This window comes from Sphingomonas paeninsulae, assembly GCF_003660165.1.
GTDB lineage: Bacteria > Pseudomonadota > Alphaproteobacteria > Sphingomonadales > Sphingomonadaceae > Sphingomonas_O > Sphingomonas_O paeninsulae.
Map to the genome: position 1 here is coordinate 327,080 of NZ_CP032828.1, position 15,601 is coordinate 342,680.

The 15,601-nt window shown below is 58.9% G+C and carries 19 protein-coding genes and 1 pseudogene; 4 read left to right on the top strand and 16 right to left on the bottom strand.

Translation table 11 applies throughout. The annotated features are described in order from the left end of the window. Positions 1-34: 34 nt before the first annotated feature. From D3Y57_RS02740 to D3Y57_RS02770, 7 genes are all read right to left on the bottom strand, one after another. Entirely contained in the window at positions 35-1,045 is a 1,011-nt protein-coding gene (locus tag D3Y57_RS02740) for a L,D-transpeptidase family protein (protein ID WP_121151124.1), read from the bottom strand. Then, positions 1,042-1,608: a lysozyme inhibitor LprI family protein gene (locus D3Y57_RS02745; RefSeq protein WP_121151126.1), complete on the bottom strand. Its 567-nt coding sequence runs from the start codon at positions 1,606-1,608 to the stop codon at positions 1,042-1,044. The genes D3Y57_RS02740 and D3Y57_RS02745 overlap by 4 nt, the downstream gene beginning before the upstream one ends. Further along, positions 1,605-2,273, bottom strand: coding sequence for a hypothetical protein (locus D3Y57_RS02750; protein ID WP_121151128.1), 669 nt, complete (start codon positions 2,271-2,273; stop codon positions 1,605-1,607). Before D3Y57_RS02750 ends, D3Y57_RS02745 begins: the two co-directional genes overlap by 4 nt. Positions 2,274-2,327: 54 nt before the next feature. Continuing rightward, positions 2,328-2,630 carry a hypothetical protein gene (locus D3Y57_RS02755; RefSeq protein ID WP_121151130.1) on the bottom strand — a complete coding sequence of 101 codons (303 nt, stop codon included), beginning with the start codon at positions 2,628-2,630 and terminating at the stop codon, positions 2,328-2,330. A gap of 45 nt (positions 2,631-2,675) precedes the next feature. Beyond that, complete coding sequence (locus D3Y57_RS02760) at positions 2,676-2,972, bottom strand: hypothetical protein (RefSeq protein ID WP_121151132.1); 297 nt, start codon at positions 2,970-2,972, stop codon at positions 2,676-2,678. A gap of 98 nt (positions 2,973-3,070) precedes the next feature. Next, positions 3,071-3,433 carry a hypothetical protein gene (locus D3Y57_RS02765; protein ID WP_121151134.1) on the bottom strand — a complete coding sequence of 121 codons (363 nt, stop codon included), beginning with the start codon at positions 3,431-3,433 and terminating at the stop codon, positions 3,071-3,073. A 272-nt stretch (positions 3,434-3,705) separates the two neighbouring features. Next, a complete protein-coding gene (locus D3Y57_RS02770) occupies positions 3,706-4,704 on the bottom strand; it encodes a hypothetical protein (RefSeq protein WP_121151136.1) in 999 nt (332 codons plus the stop codon). A gap of 249 nt (positions 4,705-4,953) precedes the next feature. Here D3Y57_RS02770 and D3Y57_RS02775 point away from each other — a divergent pair, with 249 nt between their 5' ends. From D3Y57_RS02775 to D3Y57_RS02785, 3 genes and pseudogenes are all read left to right on the top strand, one after another. Then, positions 4,954-5,277, top strand: a complete 324-nt coding sequence (locus D3Y57_RS02775) for a type II toxin-antitoxin system PrlF family antitoxin (protein WP_121152086.1) — start codon at positions 4,954-4,956, stop codon at positions 5,275-5,277. Positions 5,278-5,296: 19 nt separating this feature from the next. Continuing rightward, positions 5,297-5,749, top strand: coding sequence for a type II toxin-antitoxin system YhaV family toxin (locus D3Y57_RS02780; protein ID WP_121151138.1), 453 nt, complete (start codon positions 5,297-5,299; stop codon positions 5,747-5,749). A gap of 393 nt (positions 5,750-6,142) precedes the next feature. Further along, positions 6,143-6,384, top strand: a pseudogene (locus D3Y57_RS02785) (transposase); the annotation flags it as partial. Positions 6,385-7,249: 865 nt separating this feature from the next. Here D3Y57_RS02785 and D3Y57_RS20345 read toward each other — a convergent pair. From D3Y57_RS20345 to D3Y57_RS21055, 6 genes are all read right to left on the bottom strand, one after another. Continuing rightward, entirely contained in the window at positions 7,250-7,771 is a 522-nt protein-coding gene (locus tag D3Y57_RS20345; protein WP_205590042.1) for a type 2 periplasmic-binding domain-containing protein, read from the bottom strand. Beyond that, positions 7,762-9,273 (bottom strand): substrate-binding domain-containing protein, encoded by a 1,512-nt coding sequence (locus D3Y57_RS02790; protein ID WP_205590043.1) that lies wholly within the window; start codon positions 9,271-9,273, stop codon positions 7,762-7,764. The genes D3Y57_RS20345 and D3Y57_RS02790 overlap by 10 nt, the downstream gene beginning before the upstream one ends. A 2-nt stretch (positions 9,274-9,275) precedes the next feature. Beyond that, positions 9,276-9,614, bottom strand: coding sequence for a hypothetical protein (locus D3Y57_RS20350; RefSeq protein WP_205590044.1), 339 nt, complete (start codon positions 9,612-9,614; stop codon positions 9,276-9,278). A 450-nt stretch (positions 9,615-10,064) separates the two neighbouring features. Continuing rightward, on the bottom strand, positions 10,065-10,280 hold the full coding sequence (locus D3Y57_RS20660; RefSeq protein ID WP_239025803.1) for a hypothetical protein: 216 nt from the start codon (positions 10,278-10,280) through the stop codon (positions 10,065-10,067). 17 nt (positions 10,281-10,297) lie between these two features. Then, the gene (locus tag D3Y57_RS20665) at positions 10,298-10,501 is read right to left on the bottom strand and encodes a hypothetical protein (protein ID WP_239025804.1); all 204 of its coding nucleotides are present in this window, start codon (positions 10,499-10,501) and stop codon (positions 10,298-10,300) included. 32 nt (positions 10,502-10,533) lie between these two features. Further along, positions 10,534-10,665 (bottom strand): hypothetical protein, encoded by a 132-nt coding sequence (locus D3Y57_RS21055; RefSeq protein ID WP_277873302.1) that lies wholly within the window; start codon positions 10,663-10,665, stop codon positions 10,534-10,536. 48 nt (positions 10,666-10,713) lie between these two features. Here D3Y57_RS21055 and D3Y57_RS02800 point away from each other — a divergent pair, with 48 nt between their 5' ends. Beyond that, entirely contained in the window at positions 10,714-11,958 is a 1,245-nt protein-coding gene (locus D3Y57_RS02800) for an MFS transporter (RefSeq protein ID WP_121151140.1), read from the top strand. A gap of 15 nt (positions 11,959-11,973) precedes the next feature. Here the strand turns inward: D3Y57_RS02800 and D3Y57_RS21060 are convergent, their stop codons facing one another. The 3 genes from D3Y57_RS21060 to D3Y57_RS02810 form a co-directional block, all read right to left on the bottom strand. Further along, positions 11,974-12,339: a type IX secretion system membrane protein PorP/SprF gene (locus tag D3Y57_RS21060; RefSeq protein WP_277873303.1), complete on the bottom strand. Its 366-nt coding sequence runs from the start codon at positions 12,337-12,339 to the stop codon at positions 11,974-11,976. 17 nt (positions 12,340-12,356) lie between these two features. After that, complete coding sequence (locus D3Y57_RS02805) at positions 12,357-14,357, bottom strand: TonB-dependent receptor (RefSeq protein ID WP_277873304.1); 2,001 nt, start codon at positions 14,355-14,357, stop codon at positions 12,357-12,359. A 78-nt stretch (positions 14,358-14,435) separates the two neighbouring features. Then, positions 14,436-15,503 carry a Gfo/Idh/MocA family protein gene (locus tag D3Y57_RS02810; protein WP_121151143.1) on the bottom strand — a complete coding sequence of 356 codons (1,068 nt, stop codon included), beginning with the start codon at positions 15,501-15,503 and terminating at the stop codon, positions 14,436-14,438. Between the last annotated feature and the right edge of the window lie 98 nt (positions 15,504-15,601).

Here is a 15,601-nt window from a genome sequence, read left to right on the forward strand (position 1 = left end):
TCCCTACGATCTCGAATCGCTATTTTTCGGTATCTTAAGGTTGGGGGACAACAGCGTCCATGATTGTCAGCGGCTCGCCGGCACTTGTGCCGACGCTCGACTGCGTGATGAGGATCGTGGTGCCGGGGCGCAGCGCGGCGCGAACCGCATCGTAAAAACCGCGCGGGAGCCGCAGGCGGTTGATCACCGCTTCGTCAAGTTCGGTTCCTTCTTCCGCCTCGTGTCCGGGCAGGCCGAGATAGACCCAGCGTGGAGAGCCACCATGGCCATCGACCAGTGTGACGACGTGGCTGCCGGGATCGTCGTCGTTGACTTCGGCGACGCTGCGGCCGATTTCCACGCCGCCGCGGAGCACGACCACTCGGCGATCCGACTTCGACACGATGACCGTCATCGGACCCACAGGGGAGCGCTCGGGTGTCCAGCTGAATTGCCGGCCGCCAAGCTCGGTAGGAGCAAGCGGCTGCCCCTTCCCGTCGAACGGCGACAACAAGCTGTTCTCTGAAGTCCGCACGTGATTGACGGCATTGCCATTGATCACGACCGTCGCACCGAGCGAGGTAATGGTGAAAAGCGACCTTGAGAAGCCGTAAGGAAGATGCACGCAGCCATGACTCTCGGGATAGCCCGGCAGACCGCCCGCATGCAGCGCGACGCCGTCCCAGGTCAATCGTTGCTGAAACGGCATCGGCGCGTTGTTATAGGTGCTCGATCGATGCGCCGCGTCTTTCTGCAGGATTGTAAATACGCCCGTCGGGGTTTCGTGGCCCGGCTTGCCGGAAGAGACCGTACTGACCCCAATCCGGATGCCGTTCCGATAGACCGTCGCCAATTGCCGCGAGAGATCGACATAGACGAGAACCTGACCGTTCGGCGCGACGGCTGGTGCCCAGACCCATTCGCCCGGCTTCAACCGATCGGCGATGCGGACAAACTCGGTTGGCGAACTAGCGACCGCGCCCTGAGCGCTGGCGACCGAAGCCCACGACGTGATCGCGATGGGTGCGGCGAAAGAAAATAGGACAATCTGACGCGCGAATCTCATTGTTTCTCCTCTTGATTGTCAAACCGGCAAACGGCGAGCTGCTTGCCATCGAGTGCGCGAAAGACTGCTCTGCGGCCTTTTCGCACATAACGCAGAAATGGCATCCAAGCCCCCGTGTCGGACGTCTCGACACCGATAGTGCGCCCCTCACTGGTCAATATGGCGGCTCCTTGCACCTCCGCCACTTGAGACGATCCGCCGTCCTGAAGGCGACAGTGCCCCAGCGGCCGTGGCAATGATGTCAACAAACTCAGGACCAAGGCACGCTCACTATAGGCCGCGGTGAGGCATTCCCGGTGATCTGCCTGGAAAGCACACATCCGGCTCCGTCGGAACCAGTCGGCCTGACCTTCAATCCATGGCGCTAGCGTTTCGTCGCCGCCTCTGTTTTCGAGCATCCTTGCAAGGTTTTGGTCCATGGATCGTAATTCGGGGTCGCCGCAGACCAACATATCAGTCGCATAGGTCGGTCGCGCACAATCGGCCGTCCACTGAATGGCTGGCGGAGGGACGGGAAGCGCCTGCGCCGCAGTCGCGACGACGATGTGCAAAAGCGCGATCACACGAACAAAAGTCCCACCATGATTGTGATTACGACGCTCTCGACCATACCGATCGAGGCGTCGATGAACGAGCGGATGAGTGGCTGATTCAATTCGCGGCTGAACCAGCGGACCTGAACAATGCCGTAGAACAGCAAGGCAGCCGTCACCGAAAACACCCCCGCGATCTGGAGGCCAGGAAAATGATGGGTCGCTGCACTGGTGCCGGCGCTGAACAGCAATGTGAATGGCGAAATTGCGTAGCATTGCGCGTAAAAGGCAGGCTTGAGCGTATCGCGGTCCAGCCCGGCACCGCTGCGCCGCACCTTGCGAGCTGCCAGGACCAGCGCAAACGTACCGAACAGCAGCAGCCGCAACAGCAGCAGGCTCGTATTGTCGTTCACTAGCGCAGCAAGGCCATGCCGGCTCTTGAGGATCGCGCTTCCGCCGTCGATCGCAATACCGATCGCCTGTACGAGCGCGACGGTCAGGATCAGCATGATCGGAGGACTGACAGTCCCACGGTATTGCTGATCGGCGTCGAGCAGCAATTGCTCCTCTGCATATCGCATTGTTGCCAGCGGATACCGCAGGATGCGCCACAGCGTTATCGGAAAGAAGATGAGCCAGCTCATCAGCTCATACAGGAGTTCGTCGAGCGAACTCAGCAATTGAACGAAGTTCATGAGCAGCCGACCTAAACGGCGCAAGCTTTGTCGGAAACGGGAGTCATCATCGGCCTATAGCCCGGTAACGCTAGAAAGCGACGCGTTGTAGCTCTCCGGACTGTCGATGGTGCGCAACCACTTTACCGATGCGATGTGCCAATGCGGGTCAGCCCGCTTCAGCAGGGCGAACATGCCTGGAAGGTGCTTGGCGCCGTAGGTGAGGTAGATTTGCTTTCGCGGTTCGGCCAACAGGTGCTGCGCCAGTACGCGATTGCGATAGTCGAGGATCAGCGGGTCGAGATCGTCCCGTTTCGATGAATCGGCCGCCCTTGCCATCAGCTTGGTCATCACTCCGCGGCAAATGACACCGGCCATGCGGATATCTCCGACCGGCACCACGCCGGTCGGAGACAGTGCCAGTTAGCCGTTGGTGGCCGACGCTGTGTGATCACCTGCACAAGCGGGCATGGCGACGCACGCTGCCATGCGGCGTTCGGCTCCGCGTTGGCTGCGCATTGTCCACCATGATCGTTGCGCCGTGCTGTCTTTTGCCGACACCGGAATCAAACCTTTGCCCGATGGCATGAACGGCTCGGTCGGCGCGTTTTCAGTTGGTTGGGTGACTTGGGCAACGGGTGTGGGAAGCCATCCCCGCGCTTGAGCAGGAACAGCGGTCGTTGCGGCAAAAAGCGCCGCGATCGTTACGAATTTGAACATGATCTATCCTTGGATGAAGCGGTATCGCGGCGATCCGGGATGATCGTGACAGTTACTTGTCAGGTCGATCACCCGGCCGATCACCGGCGAAAAGTCGTTCAGCCAAGCAGCGAAGGAGGATCGGGGTCAGGCGCTATATCGCGGCCCGTTAGAACCGGTGTTGCCGGCCATGTGGCGGCAAGGAACAGCGGTATGGCTGATCGCATTATGTGCGACTGCGCGTCGATGGCAATGACAGCCGTGCAGCCTGCCATGGCAAAGCAGGCCGCCGACATGTCCTTGCACGGTGCCTTGCCCTTACCCGCCTCAAGCATGGCGTCGCAGGCGGGCATGTCCGCCATCGTACTGACCCGTGCCTGCATCATAGCTTCACAAGGCGTCGAAGCCTGTGCCACGCCCTGACCCGCAAGGCCGAGTACGACCGCGAGCAGGAAAAAATGACGGGTGAGCGTCTTCAGCATGAGGCGTGGGTGCGCTTGGGGGCCATGAAAGTCAATTCGGGGCCGTTCAACTTTTGGTTACAGGTTTACGAATGGCGTGGATGGGGCGCGCTGCCGATTGGCGGTTCACGCCGCCAATTTAGGTATTTTTCGTTCTATCAAACTGACGAACGGGCCAGGTTGGGGCCGCCGGTATCGTTGGTTGCGTGCTCCCGCAACCAACCTTTCCAACACAATCAAATATTTACACAGGCTCAGACCAGCAGGTCCGGGCCTTTTTCGCGTTTTAACGCCTAACACATCGCTAACACATTTCGTCTTTTGCCAATAACCTGATAGCCTTTGGTCTCTTCGATCCCGAATTGAAGGCGATCAGATGCCAAATCACGAGATACTCGGCGGCAAGGTGCAACTCTATCAGCGCGGCGATGGCCGGATCTGGCAATGCTCGGCCTCGATCGAAGGCAAGCCAGGCGGTTGGCATCCAGATCGACGTGGATTGACTGCACATGGTCCTTGGTCTTCGGCATAAGGACGAACTTGTACCGGTCAAACTCGATCAGCGCTTCCTCGCGCGGCCATGTCACTTGATTGTCCACGCCAATGTTCAGGAAATGCGATGAAGGCGTTGCGCCCAATCGCAAGCGCCGGGCGCGCTCCGCATCCTCTTTGTTATATTCCGCACCGTCGCCAATTGGCGGTGAGGGGTAAGCGCGGGCATTCTCGATTCTCCGCGCCAGTTGTTCAAAGAGCCGTCGGTTGAAAACCAACTCTCGGCTAACCGGCGCGTTCCTGAATTCGGCATCAACGCTAGCGTCGGGCTGGAGCAGCGAGACCGCCTCGTCGCGTACAAACGATAGCTGGTGCCGTGCGCCGTCACGTTCATAGGTGATGACCGCAAGCCCATGGCTATTGGTTCCAGCCTCCGCCGCTGAAAGCCGAACGGCGATGATACTGTCTCGTGTCGTCTTGTGGGCAAGCACATAGCTTAGCGCAGCGGTAAGCGTGGGAGCACCACCGAACGCGTTTGTCTTTCCGCCGACTGGTTTTAGCCTTGCGATGACCGTCGCCACATGACCAGCCCAGCCGGGATGCGCTGCCACCAAACCAAGCAGCGCCGCCGCAATCTCCTCATTGGTCAGCGCTCGGCCTCGGTTCTCCCGTCCGCGCGGCAACCGACCATAGCCGCGCAGCGATTCAAATCGCTGATCCATGTCGAGCGGCGTATCGGTCGTCACGTCGCTGTCGCGACAGAGTTCTGTCAAAAGGCTGGCAAGCTGTTTGGCAAGCATTGTTACGTTTGTCTCCGCAAGACCTCAGCCTACTTGCGCTGCTTGGACAGCGCCACATCTTTGCCACCGCTTTACACGAACAGGCGCAGCTTCCGATCTGACCGACCGGCAGGATGAATCGTCGATTGAGCACTCAGCTGTCGCTTGCGATGTAGCGACATCGATTAAACCGCATAATCGCTCTCCCTCGCTCGGTGCAGTTGCTTTAGTAAGGAATATTCCTTACATCAAGGTTCAATGGAGGTTCGTATGGCCGTTACCCTTGAAGAAATCAGTACAATCACTGCCAAAGGCCAGACGACTGTGCCCAAGGCTGTGCGACAGGCGCTTGGCGTCGATTATGGCGGGCGCATTGCGTACCGCGTCGATGCGCGCGGCGTGACGCTCGTGCGCGCCGAGGATAACGAAGATCCTGCGATCAGTCGGTTCCTCGACTTCCTGGCCGATGATATCAAAATACGGCCCGAAGCAATCAAGGCGCTGTCGCCCGACCTTGCCGCGCGTATCAATATGCTGACGAACGGTCTTTCCGATGATCTCGAGGCCGAGATTGTCGGCGAGGTTTCGCTTTAGTGATCAAGTCTGCGCTTGCATGATTATCGTCAACGGCTGGACACTCTATGCGCATCCTTTGTTTCTCGATCAGCTCGAAAAGCTGACTGAGGCTGTCGAGCGCGCGGCCAAAAAGAATCCGGCCGGTTATGCCTCGACTGCCGACACCAAGCTATTGGCGGTGATGCGCAAGCTGATGTTCGAGGTGATTCCAGTTGATCCGGCCCGTCCGGAGTTTCGGCAGGGCGGTACGCTTGGATCCGGTCGCAAGCACTGGTTCCGGGCTAAATTCGGTGGTGGGCGTTTCCGCCTGTTCTTCCGGTTCTCGACCAGTGCCAAGATCATCATTTATACATGGGTGAACGACTGCGATACGCTTCGAACCTACGGATCGAAGAGCGATGCCTATGCCGTGTTCAAGGCGATGCTCGATAAAGGCGATCCGCCTGAAGGCTGGGATGCGCTTATGACGGGTAGCGTGGCGTTACCCTGATTGCTGTGTCGCAATCTGGAGTTTAGCCAGCCAATTGTGCATCGTGGCTCGTTGATGGTCGTACTCAGTATCTCGCTACAATTTCGTAGAGCATAAGCGGATGGGCGCTGCCCGGCAGCAACCCGCTCTATTCGCTGTCGCGGACCAAGCCCACGGTCTTGGCCCAGCCGGGAAACGATCGGGAGCGCAGAGGTGCGGAGATGATGTGCGGGAACTGTCGATAGACGCACTCTTTCCCGCTGCGCTCCTTGAGTGGCAAGCGCCGGTCGCCTTTTACGACCGACTGAAGAAACCTGTCATCGCCAGGATCATGACCGAAATACTGGGCAAGGCTGCCGCTGACAATTGTGCGAAGATGAAGAAGGGCGAACTGGTCGCTGCCGCCGCCGAGCGTACGGCGCGGACAAGTTACGTTTTTACGGCAGCATGGCGCATTTGTCCGATCGTCGCGCCTTCTTGCGTCACATTGCGCCGGTCAGGAAAAAGCCATGGGTTGTCTATGCCAAGCCGCCCTTCGCTGGCCCCAAAGCGGTGCTGGCGTACTGTCGCGCTATACCCACCGGGTCGCCATCTCGAGCCGACGCCTGATCGCCTTCGACGAGGCCGGCGTCACCTTTCGCTTCAAGGATTGGCGAGCGCATTGGCGACTTTGCTGAGCGCGCGCGTCGGTCCACCTCGGCTTTGGCTGGGGGAGCCGGGGGCGGAGCCGGATCACCGCCGCAGCCCGTCAGGACTGCCAGCAGGGGCAATGTGGCGATCGGAAGGCATCGGAGAGACGTCATGCCACGACGGTAGCAGCCTCATGTTGGCGGCAGCTTGAGGTGACTATACAAAATCCCAATGTTCGGCAGGAAGTGATAGGCTGGTGTCACAACCGGTCGGTTCTGATGCTGAGCGCGTCGCGGTGTCAGAAGTCAGCGTCACAACGACCGATTACGGGACGAGCGTATTGAGCTTCAGCGGCTCGCGACATCGGCGCAATCCCGATCATCTGCTCTGATATCCGCGAAGGACTGCTCAGAAGCGGAAGTCTTGATCCCTTCCGGGGAGCGACGGGAAGTGGTCGGCAACTGCCGGAAGCTTCTGCGACTTTGCGGTCATCGGCTGTGCGGCCTCGAATGACGGGTTCCAATCAAATACCGGTCATCGACAAGCAACGGATCTGATGGAAGTGACTGGCCGTTTGCTGACCGACCGGTTTTTGTCGCGAAAGCCGACATAACAGACGGACCGGTCTCTGGCTTTAAGCGTAATATCCGTCGCCGGTCGGGTTACATCACGCCTTAACTGCGCTTATCGACTGTTGGGCAGGGCCGCCGCAGAAGCTGCCCGACGTGTGCTTGGAAGAGGTCCGTTGGGGCTCCAAACTTCCGCCGACCCTTCAGCCACAGCTTTGCCGAAACGTTTGCGGATACAAGGGTCACGTACCTGTAATGAGAACTGCGCGAGGGGCGTTCGAGCGCGCGACTTCAGGCTTCCGATTGCAATTACGACTGCTGTTCAGTTTAACCCGCGCATGATGACAGTGCGAGCTTCAGGGCAAGGCCGACCAGTGCAATGATGATTGGTGAGATGAACTCGGAAGGGGCAACGCGCAAACATTTCCCCTTTATCAATTCTTATTGGCTTCGGATCGAGCGGCTGGTCTGGCAACTGATCGGCATAGGCATAGACTTCGAGTGCCAGCGGATAGCTGCCGTCGCGCACGGTTTCTAGCGTCGGCATCACATAAGGCTGACCCTTTTCCGCCGCGATGGGGACAAGTCGGGTCTTCGCATCGACGAAGCCAGCCGAAGCGAAGGTGACGCCGCACTTGTCATCGCCCACTATCCGGGCGCGATCGGCGCTCGGCACCGTCCGGTTGTTATCCTTGTCGAGCGCGAGCGGAACCTCGTGCGCGCTGTCGTTCCAGATATTGCCTCCCACCATCACCTTGCGCTCGAACACCGACATGATGTGATATTTAAGCGGCGGGATAACCACGTCGATGGGCTTGCCGGGACATAGGCTGCCTAGGCCCAACTGGCTCCACTGGCGGATACTCTCGCCTTCGCCACGCCCGGCCTGGCGGCGCCAGGTCGTACTGACCCAGCCGCCCCGGCGGGGCCGCCGAAGATGCCGTCCAGTTCGCGGACGGTGAGGCCCTTCACAGAGTTGGCGCTGTTGACGAGAATTCCGAAGGCCGGGTTCCAGCCCGACACGTCGAACGCCCCCGTCGCGATCCGGATCTGGCGCGGCGAGTGTTCGTGCTTCATCTGGAAGTCATAATATTCGCCCGCGAAATAACTGCTCCACTTGCGGCCCATGGAAAGGTCTACTTGACCCTTATTAAGGTCGCCGTCCTTGAGGTCGAACTTGATGCCCGGCTGCCGTTTGCCGAACGCCTCGATCAGCGCGGAGCCGACATTACTCGCCATCATCTGTCCACTCGCGGGCATCCGGATGGTGCCGCTGAGCACTGCCGAGGGCGCATAGACGGGCAGATCCGACAGATCGAACCGCTTGGTGTAATAGGACTGCTTCTCCTGCACCCGGCCAGTCTCGTCAGGGGATTCTCCGTCCCATTTCTCTGGCGCGATCATTTCGGTTTGCAGACCCAAGGCGCGCGGGTCGACGCGCGGGCCGATCATGTCGAGATGCGCGATCATCTCGCGCGCGCGCTTGGGCGGGATCATAAACCATTTGCCGTCGCGCTGAATGGCGTCCTGTGCTTCACGGCTCAGCATGAAGGTCAGGAATTCCTTGACCATCGGGTCGAGCGGCTTGCCGGGTGCCAGTCGTGCCTCGGCGCATTGCTCGATGAACAGCGGATAGGTGCGATCCCGAAGACTGTCCTGCGAAATGGCGACAAAGGGGCCGGCTGCCGTGGCCCCCAGAGGGACCCCACGCACACCAGGAATAGCCGACCCCATATCGCTGAAGACGATGCCATATTTGTCGGCGGCCATGTCCTTCACCATCTTTACCGAAGAGGTGTAGCGGGTGTTGTCGGCATTCATCTCATGCGAATATTCCTTGGTATTCTCGCTCCAGATGTCGCCGCCGTTGAATACCTTTCGCTCGAAACCAAGCTGGATATTATACTTGAGCGGGCGGCCGTAGATGTGGATCGGCTTGTCGGCCCATTCGCCCTTAAGGCCAAGCTGACCCCAGGTATGAATATCCTTTTCCGGACCACGCGCGGCTTTGGGGTCCCAGGTTGTGCCTTTCCAGCCACCGGTGCGTGCGCCGGCGAAGATGCCGTCGAGCTGCGCGACCGTCATGTGCGCGAGCGGATTATCCTTGTGAACGAAGATGACGAAACCGGGGCTCCAGCCTGGCACGTCGTAGGAGCCGGTCGCCCAATCGACTTCAAAGATGCGTTCGCCGGTGGAACGCTCATATTCGGACACTTCCCGCAGGCGGTCGGCGACGCGCGGGCCTGTCTGGATGTCGACCTTGCCGGATGCGACAGTGCCGTTCTGGACAATCACAACCTTTGCGCCCGGCTGGAGGCGCTGAAAATCCTTGACCCATTCGTCCATGATCAGGCCATCGTAAGGAGACAGAGGCCAGACACGCGGATGGTGCCTGACACCTGCTGCTTGGGCTGGTAGGCCGGATAGGCGTCCATCGGCTTGAGGTTGGTGTAGAAGCGCTTCTTGGCGCGTGAATCAGTGCGCGCATTATGCTCGCCGCGGATGCCGAGGTTTTCGAGCAAACCGTCGCCGAGACGATTTAGAATCTGGTCATAGTTCTCGTCGGTTGGCTGCTTTTCCGATTCAGACATCTGGGCAGTCGCTGCGCTGGCACCCAGCACCAATAACATTGCGATCGCGCGGCGTGATGCCACCCGCGCTATCGTGCGGACAGTACCGTTCTTCATATGGTTCTTTGATCCTGAGATTGTCGGAAGCTGCCTGAAAATCATATCTCTCTCTCAACACGGTTGGCCTTGGTGACCAGTTTGTTGCGCTGACCGATCGCCGAAGCGGTTGGTTTGCGCTTTGCTCGCGCGAAGCTGTCAGCAAGCCGTCATTGCACTGCACAATCGAAAATTATCTTGCTGGACTGATATCGTTACCGTGCGTTGACTGACCCCATGTCCCTTGTAGGATCATTGAAAAGCACACCGATTGCGACCACGCTCGCCGAAGATCTAGAGAGATTGCTTGAGAATATTGGTAGTGGAGGATGATGACGTCTGGGCGAGGCGTTGTTGCGTCGGCTGAGGGCTGAGGGGCAGCGGTTGATTGGCGGCAGCATCAAGCCAATCCGGTTAAAGTACTACAAAATGCAAATAAACTGCCCTGCGATCAACAAGGTCATGGTTTATCTAGATCAGCACCAGCGCTGCTGTGAGTGCCAACCCGAATGATACCAACGTGGCAGCAATCACCGGCACCGAAGTCCGCCACCCCCGCTCGAGCAGGAGCGACATCGGCGACGTTATGCCCGTTGCCGTCACGGCCAGCAGCAACAAGGCGGAGCAGACGGTTTTGCCAGGGCCAGCATGGGCGCGGAAATCGTGACCAGCGAATGGATGGCACATAATGCCAGAAATCCGGCCTATTTGTCGGTCAGATGGAGCGAATGCGCGAGCACAGGGTAGAGCGACATGGCAATCGCACTCGCCACCGATACGGCGACCGGCACGAGGGTCAGTTGCGCCTGACTCGCCCCCTTTTTGCCAAGCAATCCCGCATGCAACCGTGCATCGGCATTGGCATTGGCATTGGCATTGGCAAAGTTGAACGCCAGCCCGATCAGCATCAACGGTGCGCCATAATGTTCGGAAAGATATGCTACAGCAAGCGAGGCAATCGTGGTGAGGCGATACCCGGCAGATACCGGCCTAGCGGAATGCGCGCCGAGGGGGCGATATCGAGCAGATCGCCATAGAGATCGGCCGCTGCCGGAATTGGTCGTAATGTCACTGCTTGCCCTGCACGCGGAACCGTCTAGGGTCCGAAACAAAGGGGAGTATGACAGCGGTGTCAATAGAAGGCGGCCAGGCCACACAACGAAAGATTCTGATCGCGCTGCTTTTCATCGCGATTGCGCTGAATTATGTTGATCGACAAGTTCTGGCACTGTTGAAACCGACGCTCGAAGCGCAATTTCACTGGTCGGACAATGATTATGCAAAGCTCGGCGAAGCGTTCCAATATACCGCCGCTTTATCGTTCCTGTTCGTCGGTTGGATCGTCGACCGTTTCGGGGTGCGGCGGGCACTGGGCTTTGGCGTTGCCATCTGGAGTTTGGCGGGCATGGCCCACGCCCTTGCGAGCACGGTTCAACAATTCATCGTCGCCCGCGTAGCGCTTGCCGCCGCAGAAACGGTCGGCACGCCCGCTGCGGTTAAATCGGCTGCGGTCTATCTGCCGCTGGAACAACGCTCGTTTGCGCTCGCGCTGGGTAACGCCGCCCCCAATATCGGGGCCATTCTGACACCACTTATCATCCCGCCATTTGCATTGATGTTCGGATGGCAGGCTGCGTTCTACGTGACGGGAGGCCTCGGGATTATCTGGGTCGTTTTCTGGATCATCGGTACGCGCAAGCTGCAACCGGTCATCCATACCGCCAAAATCGAACAGGTCGTAAAGGGTAAAGCGCCGCCGATACGCGAAATGCTTGGCGATCGACGCACTTGGGCGATCATCGGGGCAAAACCGTTGTCGGATGTCGCGTGGTTCTTCATGCTGTTCTGGATGCCCGATTTCTTTCACCGGGTCTTTGGCCTCAGCCAGGCCGCGCTCGGCCTGCCAGTCGCGCTCGTCTATAGCCTTGCTACGCTCGGCGCGCTGTCGTCGGGCGTGCTGTTCCCCATCTTCATCAATCGCGGCTGGTCGATGAACCGCGCGCGCAAGACATCGATGCTGATCTATGCTTGTGTCATCCTCGTCCTGCCGCTTGCGCTGGTCGTGTCGAACCCATGGGTTGCGGCGATCATAGTCGGCACCGCCCTGTTCGCGCATCAGGGGTTCTCGACCAACTTGTTCGGGATGACCGCCGATATCGTCCCCAGTGGGCGCGTCGCCACGGTGATCGGCGCGGGCGCGGTCGCGGGCAACCTTGCGGGGGCGTGGATCATAAAGCTGGCAGGCTGGAGTCTGGTGAGCGGCCACGGCTATTGGCCGATGTTCGCCATCTGCACCGGCGGCTATTTGCTCGCGCTGGGCTGGGTGCACTTGCTGGTGCCGGTGCTGCGTCCGGCCGAAGCCTGACGCAGCACTCGGGCTTTAATTTCCGAAGTTGATCCGCGCTGTCACGCCGAAGTAACGGTCGGCATCGCGAGGGATCTGGTAGCGATAAGCACCCCCGGGCCCACCATTGGTGATGGCGGCGGCAAAGCTCTGGTCGAACAGGTTACGCACCTGAAAGGTCAGGCGATACCGGTCGTTGGCATCGACGATGCCCGCGGACAGATTGACCAACCCATAGTTGTGGATCGTCGAAAGCGCGCGGATAACGGGGTCCGGCGAGAAGGTTGAAAGCTGACTCGACTGGTAATTACCCTGTGCGCCGAACGTGAAATCGAACGATCCCCCGGTCCGCCAGCGATAATCGGCGCTTAGCGAACCCTTCCACTTCGGTGCATAGGCCAACGTCGTGCCCGATGGGATTACCTGCGACGGAGCCGCCCCGGCGCTACCAGAAACTGATCCACATGTGCGTCGGTATAAGCAACGCCACCCGACACGTTGATGTCATGCACGGGTCGCCAGATCATGTCCAGTTCACCGCCGCGCGTCGAAACCGTTCCCGCATTGGTAAAGCGCGTCGTGACGACACCCGCAACAAGATCAGGATTATTGGCCTGAAAATTGTGATATTTTGCATAATAGCCAGCGAGGTTGACGACGAGTTTGCCACCGAAGATCGTATTTTTCAGACCGATCTCATAAGCGTTGGATGTTTCAGGCGCGATGGCATTGGTGCCCGTTGCCGTCAGATTGAAAAAGACGTTGAACGCCGGCCCTTTATAACCGCGCGCATAGGTCGCATAAGCCATCGTCTGGTTACTGACATCGAACTGCGCGCCAGCCTTGCCCGACAGATTTGTATTGGTGGCCTTGCCCTGGAAGGGAACGCCGTTCGAAGCGGCAGGCGAACCGTTCGGTAGCGCAGTCGTCGCCGAATTATAAACGCCCTGATCGAAGTTCGAATTGATCCCCGGCCCCGACAGCATCGTGACCCGGCTGTGGAAAACATTAAGCTGGTCGACCGTGTAGCGCAGCCCGCCGATCAGGCGAAACCGATCCGCGATGTTGATCGTGCTCTGACCGAAAAAGGCGAGGTTTTTGAACGTCGAACCGAAATCGGCAGTCGCGCTCGGGAAAGTCGAAGCATTGGCAAGTGGGCTGGCACACGGAGTCAAAGTGGTCGGTGCAGGCGTTACCGCCGATGTGCAGACGATATCGTTACGCGTAAAAATCCGCTCCGAATAAGCGCGCGAATAATAGGCACCGATAACATAGTTTATGAACTGATGACCCGGCGACGTCAGCCTGATCTCCTGACTAAACGTATTGCCGGTCTGGGGCCCGGTATCCTGCAGCGAATTGAAGCCAATGTAAGCGGCGGGCAGGAAATCGCCGTCGCGGATTTCAGTGTTCTTGAAATTGCGATAGGCGGTGATCGACGTGACCGTCTGCCCACCGAGCTGCGCGTCGAGCTGGGCTGAGAAGCCATAGCCGGTTTCCAACGTTCGCGTGATGAAATTCTGGGCGATCTGGCGTGTCTGGTCACCGCGTGGCGTAGGGAGTGCCGCCTGCGACGGGCTCGTCGTCGCGGCTCCGGTTGCACCGACGATCGGCGGGGTGCCAACGACTTCGGCACAGCAATCGTCGTTATTGTGATGATAGTCAGCGCTGAGCGCAAGGGTTACGTCGGGGGAAAAGTCGATATTGACCTGAGCGCGGCCACCATAATGACGATAGCCGTTGACCTTGGGATTTCCAGCCATCCCAACGTTGCTGATATTGCCGTCATAGTCGGTGTAAAAGCCGTTCAGCCGCGTGCGGATATGCTCACTCAATGGCACGTTCACTGCACCGCGCAGGCGATATTCACTTTTGCTGAAATAGCCTGCCTCGGCAAACCCGCCGAAATCGGCAGTCGGCTGTTTCGATATGATATTGATAACACCCGCCGAGGCGTTTTTGCCGAACAGCGTCCCCTGTGGTCCGCGCAGGACTTCAATCCGGTCGACGTCGACAAGTTCGCTGAATGCTTCGCCCGAACGGCTGTAGACCACGCCGTCCACGACCGTCGAAACCGAAGGCTCCCCCGCAATCGAGAAAGTCGCCGTGCCGACGCCGCGTAGGAACAGCGACTGGTTGAGCGTCGTTCCCGACTTCAAAAAGTTGAATGACGGCACCAGGTTTACAGCACCCTCAAGACTGACCTTGCCCTGCTGGTCGAGCGCGGCACCCGATACGACCGAGACGGCAACCGGCACGTCCTGCAAACGCTCTGAACGCTTTTGCGCGGTCACGACGATTTCGGGAGGTACGCTGTCGTCGTCGGCAACCGCTGTCGAAACAGCAGTTTGGGCAAGGCTCGGCGACGTTGCAAAAAGGGCGAAGCCAGCGACGTTTGCCAGTATGAGAGTCTTGTTCATGTCTTTCGGTTCCCACCTGTTTGGCCGGGCTCTAGCGGCTCGGCTCAATTCACACTAAATAGATATTCTTTACCGCACTCAAAAACCCAGTTCGGCCATCGTGACGACTCGCTTTTCGCGCGCGCTGATTTCGGCGGCCGTCCCGATGGCAACGGCCATCATGCCATCATGGGCGGTGACCTCGACCGGTCCCTCGCCCCGAACGGCAGCGGCAAAACGCTGATGCTCGTAATAGGTCGCACCGTGGTGATGCCCTGCGGCCAGTGCATGAGCCTCGACCTCGACATGACTGCGCTCGACGGCTTTCGGGTTCATGAATCCGGTGCGCGGGCTGTAGATCAGGTTGCCGGTCGGGATCAGGACTTCCAATCGCGCCTTGTCGCCGACCGCTGCGATCTCTTCCTGGTTCTCGGCACCCTCGGCAAACATCGACAGATCGAGCATCGCGCGCGTGCCGTCGGCAAAATCGACCGTCGTATAACTGTTGTCGATAATGTCGGGGGTCCGGCCATCGTAGAGTTCGTCGAGATGGTTCACGTCCATCGCGCCCGAGCAATAAACGCGCACCGCTTCGCTGCGCGTGATGAGCCGCATCAGGTCGAAGAAATGGCAGCATTTCTCGACCATCGTTCCGCCGGTATTCTCATTGAACCGGTTCCAGTCGCCGACCTTTACCAGAAAAGGAAAACGATGTTCCCGAATGCTAAGCATCTGCATCTTGCCGATCCGCCCGTCATGCACGTGTTCGATGAAGGCGGCGGCGGGTGGCATGTAGCGATATTCCATCGCCGTCCAGAAAATGCCCGGCGACTTTGCTGCACGTTCGACGATCCAGCGCGCATCCTCGATCGTCGTAGCGATCGGCTTTTCACAGAGGATATTCAGGCCGGCATCGAACAATGGCTCCAGAACCGCGCGATGGGTGAAATTGGGGCTCGCGACAATGACCGCGTCGAGTTTTGCCTTCCCCAGCGATGCCGCATCGGCATAAAACTCGACTGACGCGCCACCAAGGGCTTCCTTCGACATCGCAAGCGAACTGCCAACGGGATCGGCCAGCGCAACGATCTCTGCCCCCGGCGTGATTGCGACGTTGCGAATGTGCTCGACACCCATCATGCCCGCGCCGACCAAACCATATCGCAAGTTCAACGCCCGACTCCCTGTTGCACCGCAATTTTGTGACAGCGATGTCCGAAACATTCTTTCACACGAAAAACCGGCAACAGGCAAGGCCTTCGACG

Excerpts from the sequence above, each read along its gene's own strand:
- D3Y57_RS02755 (WP_121151130.1), bottom strand. The coding sequence starts at position 2,630 with ATGGCCGGTGTCATTTGCCGCGGAGTGATGACCAAGCTGATGGCAAGG.
- D3Y57_RS02750 (WP_121151128.1), bottom strand. The coding sequence starts at position 2,273 with ATGAACTTCGTTCAATTGCTGAGTTCGCTCGACGAACTCCTGTATGAG.
- D3Y57_RS02770 (WP_121151136.1), bottom strand. The coding sequence starts at position 4,704 with ATGCTTGCCAAACAGCTTGCCAGCCTTTTGACAGAACTCTGTCGCGAC.
- D3Y57_RS02780 (WP_121151138.1), top strand. The coding sequence starts at position 5,297 with ATGATTATCGTCAACGGCTGGACACTCTATGCGCATCCTTTGTTTCTC.
- D3Y57_RS02765 (WP_121151134.1), bottom strand. The coding sequence starts at position 3,433 with ATGCTGAAGACGCTCACCCGTCATTTTTTCCTGCTCGCGGTCGTACTC.
- D3Y57_RS20665 (WP_239025804.1), bottom strand. The coding sequence starts at position 10,501 with ATGCTGATCGGGCTGGCGTTCAACTTTGCCAATGCCAATGCCAATGCC.
- D3Y57_RS02805 (WP_277873304.1), bottom strand. The coding sequence starts at position 14,357 with ATGAACAAGACTCTCATACTGGCAAACGTCGCTGGCTTCGCCCTTTTT.
- D3Y57_RS20660 (WP_239025803.1), bottom strand. The coding sequence starts at position 10,280 with ATGTGCCATCCATTCGCTGGTCACGATTTCCGCGCCCATGCTGGCCCT.
- D3Y57_RS02760 (WP_121151132.1), bottom strand. The coding sequence starts at position 2,972 with ATGTTCAAATTCGTAACGATCGCGGCGCTTTTTGCCGCAACGACCGCT.
- D3Y57_RS02740 (WP_121151124.1), bottom strand. The coding sequence starts at position 1,045 with ATGAGATTCGCGCGTCAGATTGTCCTATTTTCTTTCGCCGCACCCATC.
- D3Y57_RS02800 (WP_121151140.1), top strand. The coding sequence starts at position 10,714 with ATGACAGCGGTGTCAATAGAAGGCGGCCAGGCCACACAACGAAAGATT.
- D3Y57_RS02790 (WP_205590043.1), bottom strand. The coding sequence starts at position 9,273 with ATGGACGAATGGGTCAAGGATTTTCAGCGCCTCCAGCCGGGCGCAAAG.
- D3Y57_RS20350 (WP_205590044.1), bottom strand. The coding sequence starts at position 9,614 with ATGAAGAACGGTACTGTCCGCACGATAGCGCGGGTGGCATCACGCCGC.
- D3Y57_RS02775 (WP_121152086.1), top strand. The coding sequence starts at position 4,954 with ATGGCCGTTACCCTTGAAGAAATCAGTACAATCACTGCCAAAGGCCAG.